At 72.5% G+C, this 23,062-nt stretch carries 24 protein-coding genes; 16 read left to right on the forward strand and 8 right to left on the reverse strand.

Annotated elements, in window-relative coordinates; translation table 11 throughout:
- Nucleotides 1-15 precede the first annotated feature (15 nt).
- Nucleotides 16-945: a PDR/VanB family oxidoreductase gene (locus tag ACZ7OU_RS38010; protein ID WP_470258975.1), complete on the reverse strand. Its 930-nt coding sequence runs from the start codon at nucleotides 943-945 to the stop codon at nucleotides 16-18.
- 96 nt (nucleotides 946-1,041) lie between these two features.
- Here ACZ7OU_RS38010 and ACZ7OU_RS38015 point away from each other — a divergent pair, with 96 nt between their 5' ends.
- A complete protein-coding gene (locus ACZ7OU_RS38015; RefSeq protein WP_470258976.1) occupies nucleotides 1,042-1,794 on the forward strand; it encodes an IclR family transcriptional regulator in 753 nt (250 codons plus the stop codon).
- A gap of 146 nt (nucleotides 1,795-1,940) precedes the next feature.
- Here the strand turns inward: ACZ7OU_RS38015 and ACZ7OU_RS38020 are convergent, their stop codons facing one another.
- Genes ACZ7OU_RS38020 through ACZ7OU_RS38045 form a run of 6 tightly spaced genes read right to left on the reverse strand, consistent with a single transcriptional unit; the run spans nucleotide 1,941 to nucleotide 7,900 of the window.
- Nucleotides 1,941-3,095, reverse strand: coding sequence for an alpha/beta hydrolase family protein (locus tag ACZ7OU_RS38020; protein ID WP_470258977.1), 1,155 nt, complete (start codon nucleotides 3,093-3,095; stop codon nucleotides 1,941-1,943).
- 10 nt (nucleotides 3,096-3,105) lie between these two features.
- Complete coding sequence (locus tag ACZ7OU_RS38025; RefSeq protein WP_470258978.1) at nucleotides 3,106-3,876, reverse strand: SDR family NAD(P)-dependent oxidoreductase; 771 nt, start codon at nucleotides 3,874-3,876, stop codon at nucleotides 3,106-3,108.
- Nucleotides 3,873-4,829, reverse strand: coding sequence for a fumarylacetoacetate hydrolase family protein (locus ACZ7OU_RS38030; RefSeq protein ID WP_470258979.1), 957 nt, complete (start codon nucleotides 4,827-4,829; stop codon nucleotides 3,873-3,875). Before ACZ7OU_RS38030 ends, ACZ7OU_RS38025 begins: the two co-directional genes overlap by 4 nt.
- Before the next feature lie 2 nt (nucleotides 4,830-4,831).
- Nucleotides 4,832-5,770, reverse strand: coding sequence for a VOC family protein (locus ACZ7OU_RS38035; RefSeq protein ID WP_470258980.1), 939 nt, complete (start codon nucleotides 5,768-5,770; stop codon nucleotides 4,832-4,834).
- A gap of 17 nt (nucleotides 5,771-5,787) precedes the next feature.
- Nucleotides 5,788-6,903: an FAD-dependent oxidoreductase gene (locus ACZ7OU_RS38040; protein WP_470259047.1), complete on the reverse strand. Its 1,116-nt coding sequence runs from the start codon at nucleotides 6,901-6,903 to the stop codon at nucleotides 5,788-5,790.
- Between the two features lie 37 nt (nucleotides 6,904-6,940).
- Nucleotides 6,941-7,900 carry a cyclase family protein gene (locus ACZ7OU_RS38045; protein WP_470242565.1) on the reverse strand — a complete coding sequence of 320 codons (960 nt, stop codon included), beginning with the start codon at nucleotides 7,898-7,900 and terminating at the stop codon, nucleotides 6,941-6,943.
- Between the two features lie 84 nt (nucleotides 7,901-7,984).
- On the opposite strand from ACZ7OU_RS38045, the gene ACZ7OU_RS38050 reads away from it, so the two are divergent.
- Nucleotides 7,985-8,896 carry a LysR family transcriptional regulator gene (locus ACZ7OU_RS38050; protein ID WP_470258981.1) on the forward strand — a complete coding sequence of 304 codons (912 nt, stop codon included), beginning with the start codon at nucleotides 7,985-7,987 and terminating at the stop codon, nucleotides 8,894-8,896.
- 90 nt (nucleotides 8,897-8,986) lie between these two features.
- Here the strand turns inward: ACZ7OU_RS38050 and ACZ7OU_RS38055 are convergent, their stop codons facing one another.
- Entirely contained in the window at nucleotides 8,987-10,129 is a 1,143-nt protein-coding gene (locus ACZ7OU_RS38055; RefSeq protein WP_470258982.1) for an acyl-CoA dehydrogenase family protein, read from the reverse strand.
- A gap of 156 nt (nucleotides 10,130-10,285) precedes the next feature.
- Here ACZ7OU_RS38055 and ACZ7OU_RS38060 point away from each other — a divergent pair, with 156 nt between their 5' ends.
- From ACZ7OU_RS38060 to ACZ7OU_RS38125, 14 genes are all read left to right on the forward strand, one after another.
- Nucleotides 10,286-11,395, forward strand: a complete 1,110-nt coding sequence (locus tag ACZ7OU_RS38060) for an LLM class flavin-dependent oxidoreductase (protein WP_470258983.1) — start codon at nucleotides 10,286-10,288, stop codon at nucleotides 11,393-11,395.
- Nucleotides 11,392-12,009 carry an alpha/beta hydrolase gene (locus ACZ7OU_RS38065; protein ID WP_470258984.1) on the forward strand — a complete coding sequence of 206 codons (618 nt, stop codon included), beginning with the start codon at nucleotides 11,392-11,394 and terminating at the stop codon, nucleotides 12,007-12,009. The genes ACZ7OU_RS38060 and ACZ7OU_RS38065 overlap by 4 nt, the downstream gene beginning before the upstream one ends.
- An 8-nt stretch (nucleotides 12,010-12,017) precedes the next feature.
- Nucleotides 12,018-12,440, forward strand: a complete 423-nt coding sequence (locus tag ACZ7OU_RS38070) for an RrF2 family transcriptional regulator (RefSeq protein ID WP_470258985.1) — start codon at nucleotides 12,018-12,020, stop codon at nucleotides 12,438-12,440.
- Nucleotides 12,441-12,451: 11 nt separating this feature from the next.
- Nucleotides 12,452-12,880: a cupin domain-containing protein gene (locus ACZ7OU_RS38075; protein ID WP_470258986.1), complete on the forward strand. Its 429-nt coding sequence runs from the start codon at nucleotides 12,452-12,454 to the stop codon at nucleotides 12,878-12,880.
- A 3-nt stretch (nucleotides 12,881-12,883) separates the two neighbouring features.
- On the forward strand, nucleotides 12,884-13,609 hold the full coding sequence (locus ACZ7OU_RS38080; protein ID WP_470258987.1) for a DsbA family oxidoreductase: 726 nt from the start codon (nucleotides 12,884-12,886) through the stop codon (nucleotides 13,607-13,609).
- 102 nt (nucleotides 13,610-13,711) lie between these two features.
- Nucleotides 13,712-14,680 carry an ABC transporter substrate-binding protein gene (locus ACZ7OU_RS38085; RefSeq protein ID WP_470258988.1) on the forward strand — a complete coding sequence of 323 codons (969 nt, stop codon included), beginning with the start codon at nucleotides 13,712-13,714 and terminating at the stop codon, nucleotides 14,678-14,680.
- The gene (locus ACZ7OU_RS38090) at nucleotides 14,677-15,477 is read left to right on the forward strand and encodes an ABC transporter permease subunit (RefSeq protein ID WP_470258989.1); all 801 of its coding nucleotides are present in this window, start codon (nucleotides 14,677-14,679) and stop codon (nucleotides 15,475-15,477) included. The genes ACZ7OU_RS38085 and ACZ7OU_RS38090 overlap by 4 nt, the downstream gene beginning before the upstream one ends.
- Before the next feature lie 9 nt (nucleotides 15,478-15,486).
- Complete coding sequence (locus tag ACZ7OU_RS38095) at nucleotides 15,487-16,455, forward strand: ABC transporter substrate-binding protein (RefSeq protein ID WP_470258990.1); 969 nt, start codon at nucleotides 15,487-15,489, stop codon at nucleotides 16,453-16,455.
- On the forward strand, nucleotides 16,452-17,150 hold the full coding sequence (locus ACZ7OU_RS38100) for an ABC transporter ATP-binding protein (RefSeq protein WP_470258991.1): 699 nt from the start codon (nucleotides 16,452-16,454) through the stop codon (nucleotides 17,148-17,150). Before ACZ7OU_RS38095 ends, ACZ7OU_RS38100 begins: the two co-directional genes overlap by 4 nt.
- The gene (locus ACZ7OU_RS38105; protein WP_470258992.1) at nucleotides 17,147-18,607 is read left to right on the forward strand and encodes an FAD-dependent oxidoreductase; all 1,461 of its coding nucleotides are present in this window, start codon (nucleotides 17,147-17,149) and stop codon (nucleotides 18,605-18,607) included. The genes ACZ7OU_RS38100 and ACZ7OU_RS38105 overlap by 4 nt, the downstream gene beginning before the upstream one ends.
- Nucleotides 18,604-18,957 carry a 4Fe-4S binding protein gene (locus ACZ7OU_RS38110; protein ID WP_470258993.1) on the forward strand — a complete coding sequence of 118 codons (354 nt, stop codon included), beginning with the start codon at nucleotides 18,604-18,606 and terminating at the stop codon, nucleotides 18,955-18,957. Before ACZ7OU_RS38105 ends, ACZ7OU_RS38110 begins: the two co-directional genes overlap by 4 nt.
- Nucleotides 18,954-20,009, forward strand: a complete 1,056-nt coding sequence (locus tag ACZ7OU_RS38115) for an LLM class flavin-dependent oxidoreductase (protein WP_470258994.1) — start codon at nucleotides 18,954-18,956, stop codon at nucleotides 20,007-20,009. The genes ACZ7OU_RS38110 and ACZ7OU_RS38115 overlap by 4 nt, the downstream gene beginning before the upstream one ends.
- Nucleotides 20,006-22,237 carry a molybdopterin-dependent oxidoreductase gene (locus ACZ7OU_RS38120; RefSeq protein ID WP_470258995.1) on the forward strand — a complete coding sequence of 744 codons (2,232 nt, stop codon included), beginning with the start codon at nucleotides 20,006-20,008 and terminating at the stop codon, nucleotides 22,235-22,237. Before ACZ7OU_RS38115 ends, ACZ7OU_RS38120 begins: the two co-directional genes overlap by 4 nt.
- Nucleotides 22,234-22,722 carry a flavin reductase family protein gene (locus ACZ7OU_RS38125; protein WP_470258996.1) on the forward strand — a complete coding sequence of 163 codons (489 nt, stop codon included), beginning with the start codon at nucleotides 22,234-22,236 and terminating at the stop codon, nucleotides 22,720-22,722. The genes ACZ7OU_RS38120 and ACZ7OU_RS38125 overlap by 4 nt, the downstream gene beginning before the upstream one ends.
- Nucleotides 22,723-23,062 lie beyond the last annotated feature (340 nt).

Genomic DNA, 23,062 nt, shown 5'->3' on the forward strand with positions numbered 1-23,062 from the left:
CGGACCTCCGAGGGATCACAGGTCGAGGACGAGACGGTCGGACAGCGAGCGGGACACGCAGACGAACATGCAGTCGGCCGCGGTCCGTTCGTGGTCTTCGAGGATCGCGTCGCGGTGTTCGGGACAGCCCGCGAGCACGGTGGTTTCGCAGGTGCCGCAGGTGCCCTGACGGCAGGAGGACAGAACCTCGACGCCGGCCGAAGCGACGGCGTCGAGCACACTCGTGCCGGGCGGCACGATCACGCGGCCTCCGCTGCGAGCCAGCTCGATCTCGAACGGCGTGGTCCGGGAAGGTTCCCCGGCGTCGGCGACGAACCGTTCGGTGCGCAGAGCGTACGGCGGCCACGGTGCGCAGACCCGCTCGATCGCGTCCAGCAGCGGCGCCGGGCCGCACGCGTAAATCTTCACGTCCGGCCGCGGTTCACCGAGGAAGTCCGCCAGGTCGAGCAGGCCGTACTCGTCCTGGGGCCGAACCAGGACACGATCACCGTAGGCGTCGAGTTCGCCGAGGAAGGCCATCGACGCGCGGCGCCGTCCGCCGTAGAGCAGCCGCCAACGCGCGCCGAGCAGCTCGGCCTGGTGCACCATCGGCAGCAGCGGCGTGATCCCGATACCGCCGGCGACGAACAGGTACTCCGGCGACGGCACCAGCGGGAAGTTGTTCCGCGGGCCGCCCACGCCGACCTCGTCGCCGACGTCCAGCTCATCGTGCACGTACGCTGAGCCGCCGCGGCCGCCGGGCTCGCGCAGGATCCCGATCCGGTAGTGCCCGGGGTCCCAGCGGTCGCCGCACAGCGAGTACTGCCGGGTCAGCCCGTTCGGCAGGACGAGGTCGATGTGCGAGCCGGGTGTCCAGTCCTTCACCCGGCCGTCACCGGCCAGGTCGAGCGTCACCACGCCGTCCGCCGCGAGGGTCTTGCGGCGGACGCGCAAGGAAGTGTTCATCGTCGATCCTCCTCGGAAGACCATCGCCGAATCCGCTTCGGCCGCGAAACGAACTCTCAATGGACGAGAGAGTCCGGGGTGGTGATACTCGGATTCATGCCACGGGCACCCACCGGCGAGTCGTCCATCGCCCGCGCGGCGCGGATCATCGCCGCCTTCACCGCCGCCGAGACGTCGTTGACCGTGTCCGAGATCGCGCGGCGGACCGGTTTGCACATCGCCACCGCGTCGAGGCTGATCGCGGAGCTGACCACGCACGGGCTGCTGGCCCGCGGGCCGGGCCGCGAGGTCCGCGTCGGCGTCCGGCTGTGGGAGCTCGCCGCCCGGGCCTCCCCCACGACGTCGCTGCGGGACGCGGCGATGCCGTACCTGGAGGACCTGCACGCGGTCGTCGGCCACCACGCCCAGCTCGCCGTCCTCGACGGCGACGACGTCCTGTTCGTCGAACGGCTCTCGGCGCGCGACGCAGTGATCAACTACTCGCAGATCGCCGGCCGCCTGCCGGTGCACCTCTCCTCGAGCGGGCACGTGCTGCTGGCCTACGCACCGGCCGAGGCCCGCGAGCGAGTGCTGAAGCGCCCGATGGAGGCCAGCACCGCGGCGACGATCACCACCCCCGGCCGGCTGGAGCTCGCGTGGGCGGCCGTCCGGAAGCAGGGCTACGCACTGCTGCCCGGGCACGTCCACGAGGACGCGACCGGCATCGCGGTCCCGGTCCGCAATGCCCTCACCGAGGTCGTCGCGGCGATGTCGATCATCGTGCCCAACGACGAGCATGCCCGGTCGGGCATCCCCGCCCTCCTGGCCGCTGCTCGCGGGGTCAGCCGAACCTTGTCCGGCCGCCGGTGATCCAGCTGGGCGAGGACGGCCTCACCCACGCCGCCGCCGGGCACGAGACGCCGTTCGGGCCGGCCGCCATCGGCCGGCGGATCGACGACGAGCGGCTCGACCGTCCAGCTCCCCGGCCGGAGCCCGGTCGAGGTCACCTCCGGTCGCTACTCCTGGTCGCTGCCGTGGCCGAACACGTCGCTGACCCAGTCGGCGATGTAAGTGCTGACGTGGCCGAGGTGGTCCAGCCCGATGTGCTCGCTGGCGCCTTCCTCGGCCGTGAAGATCCGCAGGTCCCGCCGGGGGCTGTGCACCGCTTGCCCGTAGGAGCGGTGTGCGTACTCCAGCGGGATCTGCCGGTCGCGTTCGCCGTGGCAGATGAGGAACGGCACGGTGATCCGCTCGACCACGCCGTCGAGGTTGACCTGGTCGGCGAAGGCGATGAACTCGTCGAGGTTCTCGTGACCCCAGACCCACAGGACGTGCTCCCAGTAGTGCGGCACCGGCCGCTCGCCCTCGCGCTCCAGACGCCGTCGCTGCACGGCGCCCCAGTCGTGGTTGGCGCCCCACGCGACGACCAAGGCGAGCCGCTTCTCGAACGCGGCGGCGCGCGGGGCGTAGTAGCCGCCGAGCGACCAGCCCACCAGCCCGATCCGGGCGGTGTCGACGTCGTCGCGGGTCTCGAGGTAGTCGACGCAGGCGCTCGCCCACGCCTCGGTGTCGACGCGGGCGGTGAGGCCCCGCACCCGCAGCGCTTCACCGGATCCCGGGCAGTCGACCATCAGGCACGAGATGCCGCGCGCGGCCAGCTCTTCCCAGTGCCCGGAGGCGTACATGTGCTCTTTGGTCGAGTCCAGCCCGTTCCACATGATCATGACCGGGGCGTTGGCGCCGGCGGAGCTGAAGTACGCAGGCAACGTGGTGCCTTCGTAGGGGACCTCGACGCGGGTGATGGCCGGGTCCTTGAGGTCGAACGCCTTCTGCTGCAGCTCCAGGACGCGCCGGTAGCTGTCGAGCCGGCCGTCGGCGGAAGCGCTCTGCAGGCGTTCGGCCTGGGCGAGGTAGTTGGTGGCACGGGCGTAGAGCTGCCCGGCGGTCCGGCGGTGGCCGGCCTTCTCGGCTTCCTCGGCCTGCGCGACGAGCTGGTCGGTCAACGCCGTCCAGGCGCGCAGGAAGTCCGGCGTCCCCGCGTCCTCGCCGCGGGTGGCCGCCTCCCGGATGGGGCGGCAGGCGCGGTCGACCTCGTCGATGAGCCCGCCGCTGTTGAGGGTCGCCACGACCCCCAGGCTCCACGGGTAGTTCTCGGGAAAGTATTCGAACACGTTCGTCCTCTCAGGTGGTGGCGGTGGCCGGCGGCCGCAGGGCGTCGCTGATCGATTTGACGCCGCCGTGCGCGGTCATCCCGCCGTCGACGGGGATCTCCGCGCCGGAGATGAAGGAGGCTTCGTCGCTGAGCAGGAAGGCGACGAGGGGAGCGATCTCCGCGGGCGTGCCGGCCCGGCCGAGCGGGGTCTCCCGGAGGTTCGCGTCCCGGAAGGCGGCCGGAGCCGAGGCGGTCATTGGGGTCTCGATGTACCCCGGGTGAACGGCGTTCACCCGGATCCCGCGGGAACCCAGTTCGAGGCTTGCCGCCTTGACCAGGCCCCGCAACGCCCACTTGCTGGCGGTGTAGGCGACCGGGTAGTGCCCGGTCAAGGCGGCGGCAGAGCCGACCACGACGATCGACCCACCGTCACCCATGAGCGGCAGCACGGCCTGCATCGCGCGCACCGTGCCGCCGACGTTGACGTCGTGGACCCGGGCCAGATCGGCCGGATCCAGCTCCGCCAGCCGAGCTCGCCAGGTGATGCCGGCGTTCGCGACGAGCCCGTCGACCCGGCCATGGTCGTGCCGGATCTCCTCGGCGACGACGTGCCAGCCGCGGGTGTCGGTCACGTCGAGCCGCCGGTAACGAGATCCGGCCACCTCGTCTTCGGGTTCGGGCGCGACGTCCACGGCGACGACGTCGGCGCCCTCCGTGATCAGCCGGCGCGCCTCGGCAGCACCCTGCCCGCGTCCGGCGCCGGTGACGACCACGACCTTCCCGGCGAGGCGCCCGGTCACCGGAAACGCCGGCGGGGACGCGGACGGGCGGGAGGCACCGGCGGCAGGGCGGTACCGGCGACCACGGTGTTGCGGATCGTCCCGAGCCCTTCGACCGTCATCTCGACGACGTCACCGGGCGCCAGCGGCGGGATGTCCCGCCCGCGGCCCCACAGCTCGGCCAGGCAGCCGCCGTTGCCGCAGGTTCCCGACCCGAGCACATCACCGGCTCGCACCCGGGTCCCTCGCGAGGCGTAGGCGACCAGCTCGGCGAACGGCCAGCCCATGTTCGACAGCAGGTCGTGCCCGATCCGCTCGCCGTTGACCGCGACGCTCATCTCCAGCGCGAGGAAGCCGTCCTCGTCGTGGCAGGCTTCCAGCTCGTCGGCCGTGACCAGCCACGGCCCGAGAGTCGTGGCGGAGTCCTTGCCCTTCGCCGGCCCGAGCTGGACCTTCATCTCGCGCCGCTGCAGGTCGCGGGCCGACCAGTCGTTGAGGATCGTGTACCCGAAGATCGCCTCCCGGGCCCGCGAAGGATCCAGGGACGCGCCGTCGCGGCCGATGACGGCGGCGACCTCCAGCTCGAAGTCGAACAGCTCGCAGCCGGGCGGGATCGGAACGTCGTCGTGGGCGCCCAGCAGCGCGTAGGGGTTGGTGAAGTAGAACGTCGGGGCCTCGTACCACTCGACGGGCACACCGGCCCCGCCGGACACGCTCGCGACGACCCCTTCCACGTGCTCCTCGAAGGCGACGAAGTCCCGCACCGCAGGCGGGTCCAGTGGGGGGAGCAACCGCACCTCGGCCGGCGGGATCGCCGGTCCGCGCAGGGCCGCGGCGCCCGCTTCGAGCGCGGCGGGCAGCCCGGTGCGCACGAGGTCGAGCACGGTGGTCTTGTCCGGCAACGGGTGCAGCCCGTCGTCGCCGACGACTCCGGCGCGGATTTCGCTGTCCCTCTTATAGGTGGCGAACCGCATGGCTACACCGGCGGGGCGACGAAGAGACCCTTGTCCGGGTCGTTGAAAGATTTTTGCGCGACGAACTCGTTCATCGCGTTCGCCGTCCCCCACTGGTCGGAGACCTCCGGCTTGCTGAAGTCGTAGAGGTGCGGGTGCCAGGCGTCCTCGTCGACCTCGTCCAGCTCGGTCGTGTACTCGAGGGTGTTGCCGTGCGGGTCGAGGAAGTAGGAGAAGGTGTTGTTCCCGGCCAGGTGCCGGCCCGGCCCCCAGATCTTCTCCACCCCGGCCCGCAGCAGGCGGCCGGTGCCGCGCATGTACTCGTCCAGCCCGCGCAGCTCGAAGGACGCGTGGTGCAGCGACGGGTGCGGGCCGCGGGCGATGGCGACGCTGTGGTGCCAGGCGTTGATCCGCAGGAACCACATCATCTCGCCCATCCGCGGGTGCATGAGCGTGTCCGAGAGCCGGAACCCCAGGTGGCGTTCGTAGAAGGCGCGCGTGCCCTCGGGGTCGGCGGAGTTGATGACCACATGCGACAGTCGCACCGGGACGGATTCCCCGGCTTCGATCTTGCGGTGCGCGCGGATCGTGACGTCGGCGCTGACCTCGATCGTGCGGCCCTCGTTGTCGAAGAACCGGAAACCGTAACCGCCACCGGGCGTCAGGAGCGTCCGGGGCTCGTGGACGAGGGTGACGCCGGAAGCGGCCAGCCGGGCGGCGAGGGTGTCGACGTCGGCCGGGGTGGCGGCGCCGAACGCGATCAGGTCGATCCGCTTGTCCCCGGCCCGGCGCAGCCGGACGACGTACTGCTCGGGCGAGCCCTCCGCGGCGAGGAACGCGATGCCGGTGTCGGTGTGCTCGGTGCGCAAGCCCCAGGCGCCGGTGAAGAAGTCCCGTTGCCGGGCGAAGTCGGGCACGGCGAGGTCGACGTGCCGCAGGTGGGTGATCAGGCGGTCGGTCACGGAATCCTCCGAGGTGGTCAGGCGGGCTGGGAGACGAGTTCGGCGATCCGGCGCATGAGCCCGGGGACGTCGCCCTGCTCGCGGTCGAGGAGCCACTGGCCCAGCTGGTTGGACGCGTCGACGACGGCCTTGGCGCGGACGTAGCGGCGGTCGGTGAACGCCGTCCACAGCCGCTCGTCGACGACGTCGTGCTCGGTGAGCAGCTCGGCCAGGACCGCCGCGTCTTCCAGGGCTTGCGCACCGCCTTGGGCGAGGGTGGGCGGGCAGGAGTGCGCCGCGTCGCCGATCAGCACGACCCGGCCGCGGTGCCAGGGCGGCGGGAGAACATGGGTCTCGAACCAGGTGTAGTGGATGCGCTCCGGGTCGTCGAGCGAAGCGCGGATCTCCTCCCACGGCCCGTAATAGGCCGACGCGAGCTGTCGCATCTTCTTCAAGCGCTCTTCGGGACTGAGCACGCCGCGGTTCTGCGCGTCCTCGACGAGGTAGGCGTAGAGCGAGTCTTCCCCGGTCGGGCAGTACCCGGCGATGTAGCACGGGCCGCCGTAGCAGAGGTCGGTCCGCGTGATCGACGCCGGGCGCGGGCCGAACGCGCGCCAGATGCCCATCCCGGTGGGCCGCGTGTCGATCTCGATGCCGAGCAGCCGCCGGACCGTCGAGCGGATGCCGTCCGCGCCGACGACCAGGTCGTACCGGCCGGTCGAGCCGTCGGAGAAGGTGACGTCGACGCCGAGGTCGTCGGAGCGCAGCGCGGTGACGGCAAGTCCGAAGCGCGCCTTGGCGCCGGCGTCGGCGGCCCGGCTCAGCAGGATCCGGGCGAGCGCGGGGCGGGTCATGCCCACGGTGGCGGGCAGATCCGGGCCGCCGGTGCGGAAGTCCGGCATCTCCACGAGCAGCCGGCCGTCCGGAGCGCGCAGCCCCACGCTGTCGAAGCTATAGCCCTCTCGCCGCACCTGGTCCCAGACGCCGAGGCGGCGCAGCTCGCGCAGCGCGTTGCCCTGCAGGGTGATGCCGGAGCCGAGGGCGGCGACGTCGGTCATGACGTCGATCAGGTCGACGGCGGCTCCGTGGGCGGCGAGCTGGATGGCCGTGGCCGATCCGGCCAGTCCCCCGCCGACCACGAGGACGGTGTTCACGGCTGGCAAACCGAACTCCTTCGTCCGATGTGGACTGTCATTTGACGGCGATCGGGGCGACCGGGGCGCCGACCGCGCCGGTCACGGGCAGGGGTGCGGCGGTGAGCCAGAACTCGAAGACGCCATCGGCCGCGCAGTCCTCGGCGAGCGCGTCGAGGTCCCACATCTCGCCGAGGAACAGGCCGATGTGCGGGATGGCGACCTGGTGCAGCGGCTGGAACGCGTTGTCGAACTCGTTCGGCCGCACCTCCACCCCCCAGGTGTCGGTGGCGATCCCGGCGATGTCGGTCCCGTGCAGCCACTCCGCGGTCGTGAACGACAGGCCGGGGGAATCGCCTGCCGCGTAGTCGCCCCAGCCTTCTCGCCGGGCCCGGGTGAGCCGGCCGGTCCGGACGAGGACGAGGTCGCCGCGGCCGACCCGGGCCGTGTCGCCGTGGGCGGCGATCGTGGCTTCGAGGTGTTCGACGGTGATCGCGAACCCGTCGGGCAGTTCGCCGTCGCCGACCACGCGGCCGACGTCGAGGAGCACTCCGCGGCCGGCGATCAGCCCGGCGGTCGTTTCGATGCCGGTGACCTGGTCGCCTTCGCTGGTGACGACGTCGCCCGCGCGGCGGCCGTTGTAGGCGAGTCCGTGGTCGAAGATGTGGCCGAGGCCGTCCCACTGGGTCGAGGCCTGCAGCGGCATGAACACGACGTCGTCGGCGCCGCCGATCCCGTGCGGGAAGCCCTGCGTGCCGCGTTCGGCGTCGACGCCGGTGTCGAGCATCGTGTGCACGGGGTTGGTCCGGCGGCGCCAGCCCTTCTGCGGGCCGTTGGCGTCGAAGCTCTGTGCCAGGGAGAAGCTCGCGCCGCGCCGGACCAGTGCGGCGCCTTCCACGCGTTTCGCGGCGTCGAGGTGGTTCAGCGTGCCGAGCACGTCGTCCGGGCCCCACCGGCCTTGGTTCGAACAGCGCTTCGCCGCTGCCGCGATCGCGCCTTCGGGATCGTTTCGTTCCACGACGTCCAGGGTGAAGTCCGGCCGGCCATCCGGGAAGACGAATCAGCTGATGCGCCACATCAGCGTGGTGGATATCCTGCCGCGATGAACCTCGGCACGCTGGACCTGAACCTCCTGGTCACGCTGGATGCGCTGCTGCAGCGGCGCAGCGTCACCCGCGCCGCCGAGCAGGTGGGCTTGAGCCAGCCGGCGGTCTCCGCGCAGCTCGGCAGGCTGCGCCGGCACTTCCACGACGAGCTGCTCACGCGGGTGGGCAACGCCTCCCGTCTGACGCCGCTGGCCGTCCAGTTGAAGGAGCGCGTCCGGGTCGCTCTGGCGGGCGTGGACCGGGTCTTCACCGCCGCGGCCGACTTCGATCCCGCGGCCACCACCCGCGAATTTTCCTTCGTGGTCAGCGACTACGGCGCGGCGGTGCTCGGTCCGGCTCTGGCGGCGTTGCTCGACGAGCAGGCTCCCGGGGCACAGCTGCGGCTGCTCGCGAACACCCCGCACCTGGTCGACGCGGCCGAACAGGTACTGGCGGGAGTCGACTTGTTGTTGCTGCCGCACGGATTCGTCCAGGGCCTGCGGCACCAGGACCTCTACACCGACGAGTGGGGGTGCCTCGTCGCCGCCGACAACCCGGATGTCGGCGACACCCTGACGACCGAGCAGCTCCGGACGATGCCCTGGGTGGTCACCTACCACGGACCGACCGCGTCGACTCCGGCCGCACGGCAGATGCGCATGCTGGGCATCGAACCGCGCGTGCAGATCGTCACCGAGTCCTTTCTGGCCGTTCCCGGCCTGGTCGCCGGCTCACGCCGCGTCGCCCTGCTGCAGCGGCGCCTGGCCGACCGGATCCCGGCAGCCCTCGGCGTCCGGGCGCTGCCCTGCCCGTTCGAGGTGAGCCCGTTGCTGGAAGCGATGTGGTGGCACCCGATCCACGACGACGACCCCGAGCACCGCTACCTCCGCGAACTCGTCGCCGAGGCCGCGGCGCAAATCTCGGCCTGACCTGCACGGCCCCGCCGCACGCGGCGACCGGGACCACGCCGCGGGTCGACGGCGGCCGATCGGTGCCGGCGGGCGGGCCCGCGAGCCGGCTCAAGCCAGGAGCGAGCGTCCCAGCCCGGTCAGCACGGCGTCGTCCTGCGGGGTGTGGACGCGGCTGCACAGCACGTCCCGGTAGTGGCGCTGCAGCGGGTTCCCGTGCGTCAGCCCCGGGTTCCCGGCCAGCGCGACCGCCTGTTCGACGGCCTCGATGAGCAGCCTGGTGGCGAGCACCTTCGCGACGCCCGCGTGCGCCGGCGCGGCCGCGTCGCCCTCGTCGACCCGGCGGGCCAGCCCGAACAAGATCTCCTGCGCACCGGTGATGCGCGCGGCGATCTCCCCTGCGCCGGTCTGGAACCGCGGGAGCGTCGACAAGGGCTTGCCCAGCCCGCTCGGGACGCGCTCGCGCAAGAACCCCGTCAGCCAGTCCAGAGCGTTGCGAGCCACGCCGAGGTACAACGCGGGCAGCGCCAACGGGAACGTGAGCACCGGCGGCCGTTGCTTGTCCGGTGTGGACAGTCCGGCGGTGGCACCCTCGGCGACCGGGACATCGTCGAACACGACGTCGTGGCTCGCACTGGCCCGCAGGCCGAGGTGGTCCCAGGTCGGCTCGATCGTGATGCCCGGCGCGTCGGCGCGGACCAGGAACCCGCCCACGCGCGGCTCGGGTTCGTCGGTCCGGGCCCAGACGACCAGCCACCGCAGGCCGACCGAACCCGTCGAGTAGATCTTGCGGCCGGACAGGCGCCAGCCGTCCGCGCTCCGGCGGGCGATCGTCGCCGGCAGGCCGCCACGCGTCGGCGAGCCCAGCTCCGGTTCGACGCGCAACGCGTTGATCAGCACCGGCCGCTCGGCCGATTCCGCCAGCACCTCGCGGTAGACCTCGTCGGGCCAGGCCGGGTCGACCCCCTGCCCGGCGTGGACGAACAGCGTCATCGCCGTCACCAGCGCGACCGAGGGATCACCGCGGCCCAGCTCGGAAAGCAGCCGTGCGGTATCGAGCACGCCGGCGCCGGGACCGCCGTAGCGCGGGTGCACGGTCGTCGTCAGCAACCCGGCCGCGTGCACGAGCTCGACGCCCTCGTGTGGGAAGGTCGCCTCGCGATCGTGCTCGCCCGCCCGCGAAGCCAGCGCGGCGACGATCGACGGCAGCGCGGCGAGGTCCGGCTGCGGCACGGTGGCGACGGTCGTGGTCACGAAATCCTCCCGGAGGGTCGGGCCGACGATAAGCCGCCCGGACCACCGGGGACCAGAGGCGTCCAGCAAATGGACACCTGGAGATGCCCAATTGACATGGCGTCCGCGGATGCCGTTCCCTGAGTCCGCGTTTGTCTTGCGGCGAAAGGAAAGCAGATGCCCGTCGAGTTCGTCGGCATGATCGGCACCCAGGACGCGAGTGAGACCCGGCCGGCCAGAGGCCCGGTCGTCGACCCGGCCTACGTCCGCCGGTTCGCCCGGGCGCACGAGGACGGCGGGTTCGACCGCGTGCTGATCGGTTACGGCGCGGGCTGGCCGGAAGGCCAGCAGGTCGCCGCCTACACCGCGGCCCACACCGAGCGCCTCGGCGTGCTGGTCGCGCACCGCCCCGGGTTCGTCGCGCCGACGCTGGCGGCGCGCGCGTTCGCCACCCTCGACCACTTCAGCGGCGGCCGCGTCGCGGTGCACACCATCACCGGCGGCAGCGACGTCGAGCAGGCCCGCGACGGCGACTACCTGCCCAAGGACGAGCGGTACGAGCGCACCGACGAATACCTGGAGATCCTCAAGCGCTCCTGGACGTCCGGGTCCGCGTTTTCCCACCACGGCAAGCACTACCGGCTCGACGACTACACCCCGCAGGTGCGGCCGGTGCAGAACCCGCGGATCCCGCTCTACTTCGGCGGTTCGTCGGAAGCGGCGTACCGCGTCGGCGGCAAGCACGCTGACGTCTTCGCGCTGTGGGGCGAACCGCTGAAGGAAACGGCGGAACAGATCGCGTCCGTCCGGGCGGCGGCGAAGGCGGCCGGACGGCTCACCCCGCCCGGGATCAGCGTGTCCTTCCGGCCCATCCTCGCCCCGACCGAGGAGCTGGCCTGGGAACGCGCCGAGCGGATCCTCGACAAGATCACCGCCACCGGCGCGGCGAAGGCGGCGCGCGAGTGGCGTGACGGCGGTCCGCCGAGCAACGTCGGCAGCGTCCGTCTGCTGGCCGCGGCGGCGAAGGCCGATCGCCACGACCGTGCACTGTGGACTCCCCTGGCCACCGCGACCGGCGCCGCCGGCAACTCCACCGCGCTGGTCGGCACGCCCGAAACGGTCGCCCAGGCGCTGCTGGACTACGTCGACATCGGCGTCACCACCCTGCTGATCCGCGGCTACGACCCGCTCGACGACGCCATCGACTACGGCAGGCACCTGCTGCCGCTGGTGCGCTCCGAGCTGGCCCGCCGCGAGCGGCAGCCCGCCACGGCGGCCGCCGTATGACGCTCGCGGCTCTCGCCGGCGGGGTGCCCGTCCGCGGCACGGTCGTGCTGCTGCCCGGTCGCGGCGAACACCCGGCGTTGTACCACCGCCTCGCCGCCCGGCTCGCCTTCGACGGGTACCGGGTGACCACGACCGAAACGGACATCGGGCCCGAACCGGTGGTGGTGCTCGGCCACGACACCGGCGCGCTCCGCGCCCTCGAGCTGGCCACCGAACGCCCGGTCGCCGCGGTGGTCGCCAGCGGGCTGCCGCTCGGCGAGCCGGGCGGCTGGACCGACGAGCTGGACGCGCGGACCGCGTGCCCGGTCCACCGCGCCCTGCTCGACGGCGACGACCGGTTCACACCCGGTGAGCTGCGGGAACCGGTGCCGGACCGGGCCGCCGAGCCGGGCGTGCCCGTCCTGGTGCTGCACGGCGAAGCCGACCGCGTGGCGTCGCCGAAAGCCTCCCGCGCGTTCGCCGAATCGCTCCCGGCCGGCCGGTTCGTGCTGGTCGGCGGCGGGCGGCACGACGTGCTCAACGACGTCGACCACCGCAGCGTCGCCGCCGAGATCGTCCAGTTCCTGGAATGGCTGCGCGCCGGAAAGCGCGCGCCGGCGCTGGTCCGGGGATGATGGCGGGCATGCGCATCTCGGCCAGGGCGGACTACGCGATCAGGGTGCTGCTCGAGCTCGCCGCGGACACCACGCGGCCGATCACCTGCGAAGCCGTCGCGTCGACGCAGGACATCCCGGCCCGGTTCATCAAGGCGGTCATCCGCGACCTGCGCCAGGCCGGGCTGGTCCGCAGCCAGCGCGGCTGCGAGGGCGGCTACTGGCTGGCCAGGCCCGCCGGCGAGATCACCGTGCGGGACGCCGTCGTGGCGGCCGACGGCGAGTTCCTCTCCGTCCGCGGCGAGCCCCGGCCCGCGCTGAGCTACCACGGCACCGCCGCCGGCCTGACGCCGTTCTGGTCGGACGTCGAGGCCGGGCTCGACGCGCTCCTGCGCGCGAGGACGATCGCCGACTTACTGACCGACGCGGCCCCGGCCCGCGTCGCGACCTGAAGGGACTTCCCATGACCGACCTCTGGCACCAGCCGCTGCGCCACATCCGCGGCGCCGACCTGACCGGCGACACCAACCAGACCACCGGGATGACCCGGCTCGAGGCGATCTCCGGCAAGACCGTCGGCTCCTCGAAGGTCTGGATGGGCGAGACGCACGTCGCCCCGGTCACCAACTCCGGCGACCACCACCACGGCGAGGCCGAGACCGCGATCTACGTCAAGTCCGGCCACCCGGTGTTCGTCTTCGCCGACGGCGAGGAGGAGGTGCGCATCGAAGCGGGGCCGGGCGACTACATCTTCGTGCCGCCGTACGTGCCGCACCGCGAGGAGAACCCGACCGACGAAGAGGCCGTGGTCATCATCGCGCGCAGCAGCCAGGAGGGCATCGTGGTCAACCTGCCCAGCCTGTGGTCCCCGGTCGACGTGCCCGAGGACTGAGGCGTGCCGCTCGACGTCGTCGAATACACCGATCCCGCCTGCCCCTGGGCGTGGGGATCGGAGCCGAAGTTCCGCCGGCTGCGGGCGGAGCTGCCGGAGGCCCGGTGGCGCCGGGTCTTCGGCATCCTCTTCGACGACGACGAGGACCCCGCGCCGGACCCGGCCGCGGAAGCCGCCTGGTACGCGAAGTTCATCGACGGCGTCACCGAGCACACCGGCGCCCCGAAGCCCACCCACCTGTCCTGGGTGGCCCGCACGAGCTGGCCCGCTTCCCTCGCCGCGAAAGCCGCTGAGGCGCAAGGGAAAGCCGTCGCCGAGCTCGTCTTGACCCGGCTGCGGGAAACGACGTTCCTGCACGGCACCCCGGCCGATGACACCGAGCGCGTGCTCGACGCCGTCGAAGGCGTGCCGGGCCTCGACGTCGAGCTTCTGAAAGCAACCATGGCGAGCGACGAAGTCCGCCAGGCCGTGCGCGACGACTGGCGTGAGACGCGCGACCCGTGCCCGGAAGTCCTCGACATCACCGCGCCCGGACCGCACACCGGCCGCGCGAAGCACCTCGAACACCACGTCCGTTACGCCCTGCCGACGCTGAAGTTCACCGGGCCCGGCGGCCGGTTCGTCGTTCCCGGCTGGCGTCCGCTGCGCGAGTACTTCGACGCCGCGCGCGCCGCGACGGTCCACAGTGGATCTCTTCCCGGTTCGTGGGAACCCGGCCGCGGGCGTTGACTCTCCCCGGCCGCGGGGGAAAATAGACACACGCCGGTGACCATTCAGCCCGGCACCGCCACCGATTCTCCGCGACCCGACACCGCATTGGGGAGTTCCCGCATGCCCTCGAAACCCCGGCTCGCCCTGCTCGTGGCCGCCCTGCTCGGCCTCACCACGCTCACGGCGTGCGGGTCGTCCACTTCGGACGCTTCCGGCGAGGTCGTGCTGCGCGTCGGCGACCAGACCGGTGCCACGCAGTCCCGGCTCAAGGCCGCCGAGCTGCTCGACAACCTGCCGTACAAGATCGAGTGGTCCCAGTTCGCCGCGGCGGTCAACCTGCACGAAGCCCTGCGCGCGGACGCCATCGACATCGGCGGCGCCAACGACTCCCCCACGGTCACCGCGATCGCCGGCGGCTCCAAGATCAAGGTCGCCGCGGCCTGGAGCAACGGCGGCAAGGGCACCTACCTCCTGGTGCCGAAGGACAGCCCCGCCCGCACGGTCGCCGACCTCAAGGGCAAGCGGATCTCCCCCACCACCCGCGGCAGCGTCGCGCACTACCTGGTGATCGGCGCGCTGAAGCAGGCCGGCCTCACGGACAAGGACGTCACGCTCAACTTCCTCGCGCCTTCCGAGGCGAACGGCGCGTTCTCGACCGGCAACATCGACGCCTGGGCCACCTGGAGCGTCTACGCCGCCCGCGCTCGCGGCGAACTCGGCGCCCGCGTGCTGTCCGACGGCGCGGGCATCAACTCCGGCCTCAACGTGTTGTCCGCCACCGACAAGGCCTTGGGCGACCCGCGCAAGCGCACGGCCATCCAGGACTTCGCGAGCCGCGTCGACAAGAGCTACACGTGGTCGAAGGACAACCCCGACGCCTTCGACAAGTGGTACGCCGGGTTCGCGCACCAGCCTCTGGAAGTCGCCGCCCAGGTCCGCCCGGACGAGACGACCTACCAGCGCATCCCGGTCGACGCCGCGCTCGCCGCCCAGCTGCAGAAGACCTACGACACGTGGGTCCAGCAGGGTCTGTTCCCCGGTGGCAAGAAGCTGAGCGAGTACGTCGACTCCGGGCTCGATCCGCGATGACCCGCGCTGCCGCCCGGCCCGTGGTCGTCCGCTTCCCGTACCGGGCCGTCTCCTGGCTGACCCCGATCGCCGTGCTCGCGCTCTGGGAGCTCCTGGCCCGGACCGGGATCTTGCCCCGGCAGGTGCTGCCGGCGCCGAGCAGCGTGCTGGCCAAGGCGAGCGACCTGGTCGCCGACGGCGAGCTGCCGTCGAACCTGCTGGCCAGCCTGCGGCGGTCGGCGACCGGGTTCGCCATCGGCGCGAGCCTCGGCCTCGGGCTCGGGCTGCTCGTCGGACTGTCCAAAGTGGCCGAAGCGCTGCTGGACCGCAGCATCCAGATGGTCCGCGCGGTGCCGTTCCTCGCGATCCTGCCGCTGGTGATCGTCTGGTTCGGGATCGGCGAGGCCGGGAAGATCTTCCTCATCGCGCTCGGCACCGCCGTCCCGCTGTACTTGACCACCGTGCTCGGCATCCGCCAGATCGATCCGAAGCTCCTGGAAATGACCGACATCGTCGGCCTCGGCCGCGTCGCGCGCATCCGCTGGGTCGTGCTACCGGGTGCGCTGCCGTCGATCCTCGGCGGGCTTCGGCTGTCGCTGACGGCGGCCTGGCTCGCGCTCGTCATCGCCGAAACCCTCGGCGCCGACGCGGGCCTCGGGTTCATGGCCACCAACGCCCGCGAGTTCCTGCAGACCGACGTGATCGTGCTCGTCGTGCTCATCTACGCCGTGATCGGGATCCTCTGCGACCTGGTCACCCGCCTGCTCGAGCGCCGCCTGCTGCGCTGGCACCCCACCTACGCCCGCCTGACCGCCTGAGGAACCCCCATGACACTCTCCCGTCGCACGTTCCTGACCGCAGCCGGGCTCACCGCCCTCGCCGCCCCGCTCGCCGCGTGCGCCACCGGCTCGGCCGGCGGCGCCACCGAGGGCAAGGTGCGGCTGACCTACAGCACCATCTCCGTCCCCAAGTCCCGGGGTGTGCTCGAAAGAACGCTCAAGGACCAGGGCATCACCGTCGAGTGGGTGGGCCCGTTCCCCAACCACGCGCCGACGCTGCAGGCCGTCGTCGGCGGCACCGCCGACTTCAGCTTCGGCGGCAGCACCACCCCGGCCGACCAGGCGATCCTCTCGGGCGCGGACCTCGTCTACGTCGCCTGGGCGGCGTCGGCCCCGCGGACCACCGCGATCGTCGCCGGCGCGCACACCGGCATCGAGAAGGTCACCGACCTGGCGGGCAAGACGGTCGCGGTCAACAAGGCCGGGCTCGGCGAGTTCCTGCTGGTGGCCGCGCTGGAGAAGTACCACGTGCCGCGCGAGTCGGTGAAGGTCACCTACCTCAACCCGCCCGAGGCGTCCGCGGCCTTCGGCGCCGGGAAGATCGACGCCTGGGCCATCTGGCAGGGCTTCCGCGAGATCGCCGAGGTCCAGTACGGCGCCAAGCCCATCTTCGTCGACGGCGACGAGCTGGACTTCCAGATCGACTTCACCAGCTACCTCGTCCGCCGCGACTACGCCGAACAGAACGCCGACACGATCCGGAAGGTGATCGCCGCGTTCCAGGCCGACTACGAGTGGCAGAACCAGCACTACAAGGAGTCCCTCGACATCGGCAACGCCGTCTCCCACTACCCGCAGGCGGTGCTGGACAAGATGGCCGCGAAGAACGTCCAGACGAAGCTGGCGCTCATCAACGACGACGGGATCGCGCAGCTGCAGCGCGGCGCCGACTGGCTGACCCAGCGCAAGATCCTCAGCGGGCCGATCACCATCGCCGACCACGCCGTGAAGCTGTGAGCACCGCCGTGCGCGTGCGCGCGCTGACCAAGAGCTTCGGGCCGCGGACCGTCCTGAGTGGACTCGATCTCGACATCGCGTCCGGCGAGTTCGTCGCGCTCATCGGCGAAAGCGGCTGCGGCAAAACCACGTTGCTGCGCCTGCTCGCCGGGCTCGAGGCGCCGGACAGCGGTGATCTCGACGCCCCGGCCGAGCGGATGGTGGTGTTCCAGGAACACCGGCTGCTGCCGTGGCGGCGGGTCTGGCAGAACGTCGCCGTCGGCCTCCCCCGCGAGGCCGCCGCCCGGGCGTTGACCGAAGTCGGCCTCTCCGGGCACCTCGACGCCTGGCCGGTCACACTGTCCGGCGGCGAGGCCCAGCGCGTTGCCCTCGCCCGGGCGCTCGTCCGCGAACCCCGGCTGCTGCTGCTCGACGAACCGTTCGCCGCCCTCGACGCGCTGACCCGGATCAAGATGCACGCCCTCGTGCGGCAGCTCGTCGCCGTGCACCGCCCGGCCGTCCTGCTGGTCACCCACGACGTCGACGAGGCCATCCTCCTCGCCGACCGGGTGGTGGCGATGCGGTCCGGCCGGCTCGCCGCCGAACACCGCGTCGGCTTCGAGGGCGAGCGCAGCCGCCGCAACCCGGAGTTCGAGGAGCTGCGGTACCGGCTGCTGGCCGAGCTCGGCGTCGCCGAACTGGCCGAGACCCGGTGAACGCCGACGTGCTCGTCATCGGCGGCGGCCTCGCCGCGACCTGGACCGCCTTGGCCGCGGCCCAGGCCGGCGGCGACGTCGTGCTGGTGGACAAGGGCTACTGCGGCACCAGCGGCGTCACCGCCACGGCCGGGGTCACCCACTGGTTCGTCCCGCCTTCGCGGCACGAGCAGGCGGTGACCGAGCGGCACGCGCACGCGGGCGGGCTCGCCGATCCCGAGCAGGCGCTGCGGGTGCTGCGCACGACGTGGGAGCGACTGCCCACGTTGGACCGGTACTACCCGTTTCCGCTCCGGGACGGGCAACCCGACCGGACGAACAACGTGCGCGGACCGGAGTACCTGCGCGCGATGCGCGGCCTCGTCCACCGCGCCGGCGTCCGGATCCTCGACCACCACCCGGCCCTCGAACTGCTGCTGCGCCCGGACGGCTCGGTCGGCGGCGCGGCCGGCGTCCGGCGGCAGGCGGGCGGGAACTGGCAGGTCCGCGCGGGTGCGGTCGTGCTGGCCACCGGCGGCACGGCGTTCCGCTCGCACCTGCTCGGCTCCCGCGGCAACACCGGCGACGGCCACCTCATGGCCGTCGAAGCCGGCGCGACGCTCTCCGGCATGGAGTTCTCCAACTACTACACCCTGGCCCCGGCGTTCTCCACGATGGCGCGGTCGATGACGTACCTGTTCGGCACCTACACCGATGCCGACGGCCACGTGCTCGACCTGCCGTCCGGCCCGGAGCGCAACCGCGTCCTCGGCGCGGCGCTGCTGCGCGGGCCGGTGTTCACCACACTCGACCGGGCGCCGGAGTGGGTACGCCGGAAGATGCCCGTGGTACAGCCGAACTTCCTGCTTCCGTTCACCCGCCGCGGCCTCGACCCCTACCGGGACCGGTTCGAGGTCACGCTGCTCGGCGAGGGCACGATCCGCGGCGTCGGCGGGCTGGTCGTCCGAGGTACGGACTGCGCCACCGACGTCCAGGGCCTGTTCGCCGCCGGGGACGTCGCGAGCCGGGTGCCGGTCGTCGGCGCCATCTCCGGCGGCGGCTCGCCGAACTCGGCGTGGGCGGTCTCCTCGGGCACGTGGGCCGGGCGGGCCGCGGTCCGGCACGCGCGCGGCTCCGTCGCGGCTCCCCTGCGCCCGGCCGGCCGGGCGGGGATCCGGCCGAGCGGACGTCGCGCGGCGGTCGACACCACCGCCGTGGTCGACGTCGTCCGCGAGGAGCTGAACGCCTATGACAAGAACATGTTCCGCGACGACGCCGGTCTCCGAGGTTCTTTGTCTACATTGGATTCCTTGTGGACGGACGTCGAAGCGGGCCTGACCGGCACCGGCCGGGACGCCGTGACCGCGCGCGAAACGGCGTCACTGGTCGCCATGGGCCGCTGGGTCAAGACCGCGGCTCTGCGACGGCGGGAGACCTTGGGGATGCACTGGCGGACCGACGGGCAGGAGGCCGCATGATCGAGCTCGTCCTCGCCGACCGGTGCATCGCCTGCGACAAGTGCGTCCAGGTGTGTCCCAGCGACGTCTTCGACGCCGTCCCGGACGCCCCACCGGTCGTCGCCCGGCAGGCCGACTGCCAGACCTGCTTCCTCTGCGAGCTGTACTGCCCGGTCGACGCGCTGTTCGTCGACCCCGACTGCCGCACCGCCGTCACCGTCGACGAAACCGCCGTGCGGGCGGGCGACTGGCCCGCGCAGTACCGGCGCGACTCCGGCTGGGGCCGGGCGCGCCGCACCCACGCCAACGAAAGCTGGCGGATGAGCGACATCTTCGCCGCCGCCCGCGCCCTGGGACAGGAGACCCCGTGACGCTCGAGTTCATCGGCTACGCCGCCGGCCGCCAGGCCAGCGAGATCGTCGCGCCGGAAGGCCCGATCATCCAGCCCGGCTACCTGCGCGAGGTCGCCCGCACGCACGAAGAAGCCGGGTTCGACCGCGTGCTGATCGCCCAGTCGGCGAGCAGCCCGGACGGGTTCGTGCTCGCCGACCAGGTCCTCGCCGCCACCGAGCGGCTCGGCGTGCTGCTCGCCCACCGCCCCGGGTTCGTCGCGCCGACGCAGCTGGCCCGCAAGTTCGCCACGCTCGACGCGTTCCACCCCGGCCGGATCGCGCTGCACGTGATCACCGGCGGCGACGACGCCGACCAGGCGCGCGACGGCGACTTCACCGACAAGCCCACCCGCTACCGCCGCACCGACGACTTCCTCTCGGTGGTGCGGCGGACGTGGGAGTCGGCCGAGCCGTTCGACCACGAAGGCGAGTTCTACCGGGTCCGGGGCGCGCGCTCGGACGTCCGGCCCTCGCGCGGGATCCCGGTGTACTTCGGCGGCGCGTCCGCCGACGCGATCCGGGTCGGGGCGAAGCACGCCGACGTCTACGCCTTCTGGGGTGAGCCCCTGGCCGGGATCGCCGAGCGGATCGAACAGGTCCGCGCGGCCGCCGACCGGGACATCGCGTTCAGCGTCAGCCTCCGGCCCATCCCCGCGGCGACCGAAGCCGAGGCGTGGGAGCGGGCCCGCGACATCCTGCGGCTCACCCAGGACCGCGTCGGCGAGTTCAAGGGCCGCCGCGACTCCAGCGAAGCGGTCGGGTCGCAACGGCTGCTGGAGGCGGCCGCGACCGGCGACGTGGTCGACGAACGGCTGTGGACGGCGGTGGCGAAGACGACCGGCGCCGCCGGGAACTCGACCGCGCTGGTCGGCAGCTACGAGCAGGTCGCGGACTCGCTGCTCGACTACGTCCGCCTCGGCGTGGGCACGCTGCTGATCCGCGGCTTCTCGCCGCTGGCCGACGCCCGCGACTACGGCACGCTGGTGAAGCTCGTCCGGGAGCAGGCCGACGCGGTTACCGTCGGGGCATGAAGCCGAGCACATCGCACTGGGGAGCCTTCTCCGCCGAGGTCGACGCCGACGGCCGGCTGCGGGTCGAGCCGCACCCGGCGGACCCCGCGCCGTCTCCGCTGCTGGGCAACCTGGCCGCCGCGCTGGACCACCCCACCCGGGTAGCCCGGCCGGCGGTCCGCCGCGGCTGGCTCGAAGACGGCCACGGCCCGGACGAGCGGCGCGGCCGCGACGAGTTCGTCGAAGTGCTGTGGGACGAGGTCCTCGACCGGCTGACCGCCGAACTGGACCGCGTCCGGACCGAGCACGGCAACCAGGCCATCTTCGGCGGCTCCTACGGCTGGGCCAGCGCGGGCCGGTTCCACCACGCGCAAAGCCAGCTGCACCGGTTCCTGAACACCATCGGCGGCTTCACCTCGTCGCGCAACAGCTACAGCAACGGCACGTCCTCGGTGCTGCTGCCGCACGTCGTGGGCGACGCGCACGCGGTGCTGCGGCAGGCGTCGACCTGGCCGACGATCGCCGAGCACACCGAGCTGATCGTCGCGTTCGGCGGGGTGCCGGAGAAGAACGTCTTCGTCACCCCCGGCGGCGTCACGGCCCACGGCACGCCCGGGCACCTCGCGCGGTTCGGCGGCCGCGTCGCGCTCGTCAGCCCGCTGCGCGACGACGTCCCGTCCACCGTGGATTCCCGGTGGTACCCGATCCGGCCCGCGACCGACACCGCGCTGATGCTGGCGCTGGCCCACACGCTCGTCGTCGAGAACCGGCACGACCGGGCGTTCCTCCACCGCTACTGCGTCGGCTACGACGAGTTCGAGCGGTACCTGCTCGAAGGTGCGAAGGACGCCTCGTGGGCCTCCGGGATCACCGGCATCCCGGCGGCCGACATCGTCGCGCTGGCCAGGGAGATGGCCGCGCACCGGACCCTGGTCACGGTGACGTGGTCGCTGCAGCGCGCCGAACACGGGGAGCAGCCGGTGTGGGCGGGCATCGCGCTGGCCGCGATGCTGGGGCAGATCGGCCTGCCCGGTGGCGGGTTCGGCCACGGCTACGGCTCGATGGGCGACGTCGGCGACACCGGCCCCGAGCTGCGGATCCCGTACCTGCCCCAAGGCCGCAACCCCGTCGGCGAGTTCATCCCGGTCGCGCGGATCGCCGACCTGCTGCTGCACCCCGGCGACCCCTACGACTACAACGGCGAACTCCGCAGCTACCCCGACATCCGGCTCGTGTACTGGGCCGGCGGCAACCCGTTCCACCACCACCAGGACCTCAACCGCCTGCGCCGCGCGTTCACCCGGCCGGACACGATCATCGTCCACGAACCCCACTGGACGGCCACCGCCCGGCACGCCGACATCGTGCTCCCGGCGACCACCGCCCTGGAACGCGAGGACCTCGGCTCCGGCCGCCGCGACACGCACGTCATCGCGATGCACCGGATCGCCGCTCCCGTGGGGGAAGCGCGGGACGACTACGAGATCTTCGCGGCTTTGGCCTCCCGGCTCGGCGTTCTCGACGCCTTCGCCGAAGGCCGGACCCCGAGGCAGTGGCTGGAACACCTCTACGGCGGATGGCGCGCCGCGCCGACGTTCGAGCAGTTCTGGGCGGACGGCGAGCTGCGGCTCCCACCCGGCCGCGAGCACCACACGCTGTTCGCGAACTTCCGCGCCGACCCGGACGCCCATCCCCTGCGCACCCCGAGCGGCCGCATCGAGATCACGTCGGCGACCGTCGCGGGGTTCGGCTATCCGGACTGCCCCGGTCACCCGGTCTGGCTGCCCCCCACCGAAACCGGGCCGCTGTGGCTGATCGCCAACCAGCCACGCACCCGGCTGCACAGCCAGCTCGACGCCGGCGACGTCAGCCGGGCAGGCAAGGTGGCGGGCCGCGAACCGGTCCGCCTCAACCCGGCCGACGCGGCGGCCCGCGGCATCGCGACCGGCGACGTCGTCCGGGTGTTCAACGCCCGCGGCGCCTGCCTCGCGGGCGCCGTCCTCGACGACGCGCTCCGCCCGGGCGTGGCCCAGCTGCCGACGGGCGCCTGGTTCGACCCGGTCGACGACCACCCGTCGGGCCCGCTGTGCGCGCACGGCAACCCGAACGTCCTGACCGCGGACATCCCCTCGTCCCGCCTGTCGCAGGGCTGCGCCGGCCAGCACGCCCTGGTCGAGATCGAACGATTCACCGGCCCGGTGCCGGAAGTACGGGCCTGGCGGCCACCGATCGAAAGCGGGAACCGATGATCGAGCTGCACCCCGTGTCCTCCGAAAGCCGGCTGCGCGAAGCCTTCGGCTGCTTCCCGTCCGGGGTCACCGCCGTGTGCGGCCTCATCGACGGCGTCCCCCACGGACTGGCCGCCAGCTCCTTCACTTCCGTCTCGCTGGCTCCCCCGCTGGTCTCGATCTGCATCCAGCACACGTCGTCGACCTGGCCGCGGCTGCGCGGCCGACGTCTCGGCCTGAGCGTCCTGGCCGAGGGCCAGGACGACGCCTGCCTCCGCCTGTCCGCCCGCCGCGGCGACCGCTTCCGTGACGTCGAGTGGGAGCCCGGCCCGCACGGCAGCGTGTTCATCAGCGGCTCGAGCGCCTGGCTGGAGTGCTCGGTGCACGAGGAGGTCCCGGCCGGGGACCACCTGATCGCGTTGCTGCGCATCCACGGCCTGCGCGCGGCCGAGAACCCTCCCTTGGTCTTCCACGGCAGCCGCTTCCGCCGGCTCGCCGCGGTGTGACCCCCGGCCGGACGTGCGCTCCGTTCTCCGACGGGCTACGCGCGAGCGAGGATGTCCGCGGCCACTCGCCCGGGAGCCTCGATGTGTGGACAGTGGCCGGGTACTCGACCACGTCGGCGTCGGGGATCCGGCTCCGCAATCCGCCGGCGACCCGGACACGAGATCGGGATGTACCGGAGCAGCCGCGCGGTCAGGTCGGGGTCGGGATGGCCGGCGCGCAGCGCGCGGTAGTGCAGCCCGGCCACGTCGGGGTCCAGGGGTGCCCGGGTGAGAAACCCACCACGAGGCCCGTTGGATGAGCAGGGGCCGGTACTGGTCGGCGTACAGGAACACGCGCCGG

It is taken from the genome of Amycolatopsis sp. NPDC114505 (assembly GCF_055633615.1).

What these genes read in the sequence shown, in the direction of transcription:
- ACZ7OU_RS38010 (WP_470258975.1), bottom strand. Translation starts at nt 945, where the DNA reads ATGAACACTTCCTTGCGCGTCCGCCGCAAGACCCTCGCGGCGGACGGC.
- ACZ7OU_RS38015 (WP_470258976.1), top strand. Translation starts at nt 1,042, where the DNA reads ATGCCACGGGCACCCACCGGCGAGTCGTCCATCGCCCGCGCGGCGCGG.
- ACZ7OU_RS38030 (WP_470258979.1), bottom strand. Translation starts at nt 4,829, where the DNA reads ATGCGGTTCGCCACCTATAAGAGGGACAGCGAAATCCGCGCCGGAGTC.
- ACZ7OU_RS38050 (WP_470258981.1), top strand. Translation starts at nt 7,985, where the DNA reads ATGAACCTCGGCACGCTGGACCTGAACCTCCTGGTCACGCTGGATGCG.
- ACZ7OU_RS38060 (WP_470258983.1), top strand. Translation starts at nt 10,286, where the DNA reads ATGCCCGTCGAGTTCGTCGGCATGATCGGCACCCAGGACGCGAGTGAG.
- ACZ7OU_RS38065 (WP_470258984.1), top strand. Translation starts at nt 11,392, where the DNA reads ATGACGCTCGCGGCTCTCGCCGGCGGGGTGCCCGTCCGCGGCACGGTC.
- ACZ7OU_RS38070 (WP_470258985.1), top strand. Translation starts at nt 12,018, where the DNA reads ATGCGCATCTCGGCCAGGGCGGACTACGCGATCAGGGTGCTGCTCGAG.
- ACZ7OU_RS38075 (WP_470258986.1), top strand. Translation starts at nt 12,452, where the DNA reads ATGACCGACCTCTGGCACCAGCCGCTGCGCCACATCCGCGGCGCCGAC.
- ACZ7OU_RS38085 (WP_470258988.1), top strand. Translation starts at nt 13,712, where the DNA reads ATGCCCTCGAAACCCCGGCTCGCCCTGCTCGTGGCCGCCCTGCTCGGC.
- ACZ7OU_RS38090 (WP_470258989.1), top strand. Translation starts at nt 14,677, where the DNA reads ATGACCCGCGCTGCCGCCCGGCCCGTGGTCGTCCGCTTCCCGTACCGG.
- ACZ7OU_RS38095 (WP_470258990.1), top strand. Translation starts at nt 15,487, where the DNA reads ATGACACTCTCCCGTCGCACGTTCCTGACCGCAGCCGGGCTCACCGCC.
- ACZ7OU_RS38110 (WP_470258993.1), top strand. Translation starts at nt 18,604, where the DNA reads ATGATCGAGCTCGTCCTCGCCGACCGGTGCATCGCCTGCGACAAGTGC.
- ACZ7OU_RS38120 (WP_470258995.1), top strand. Translation starts at nt 20,006, where the DNA reads ATGAAGCCGAGCACATCGCACTGGGGAGCCTTCTCCGCCGAGGTCGAC.
- ACZ7OU_RS38125 (WP_470258996.1), top strand. Translation starts at nt 22,234, where the DNA reads ATGATCGAGCTGCACCCCGTGTCCTCCGAAAGCCGGCTGCGCGAAGCC.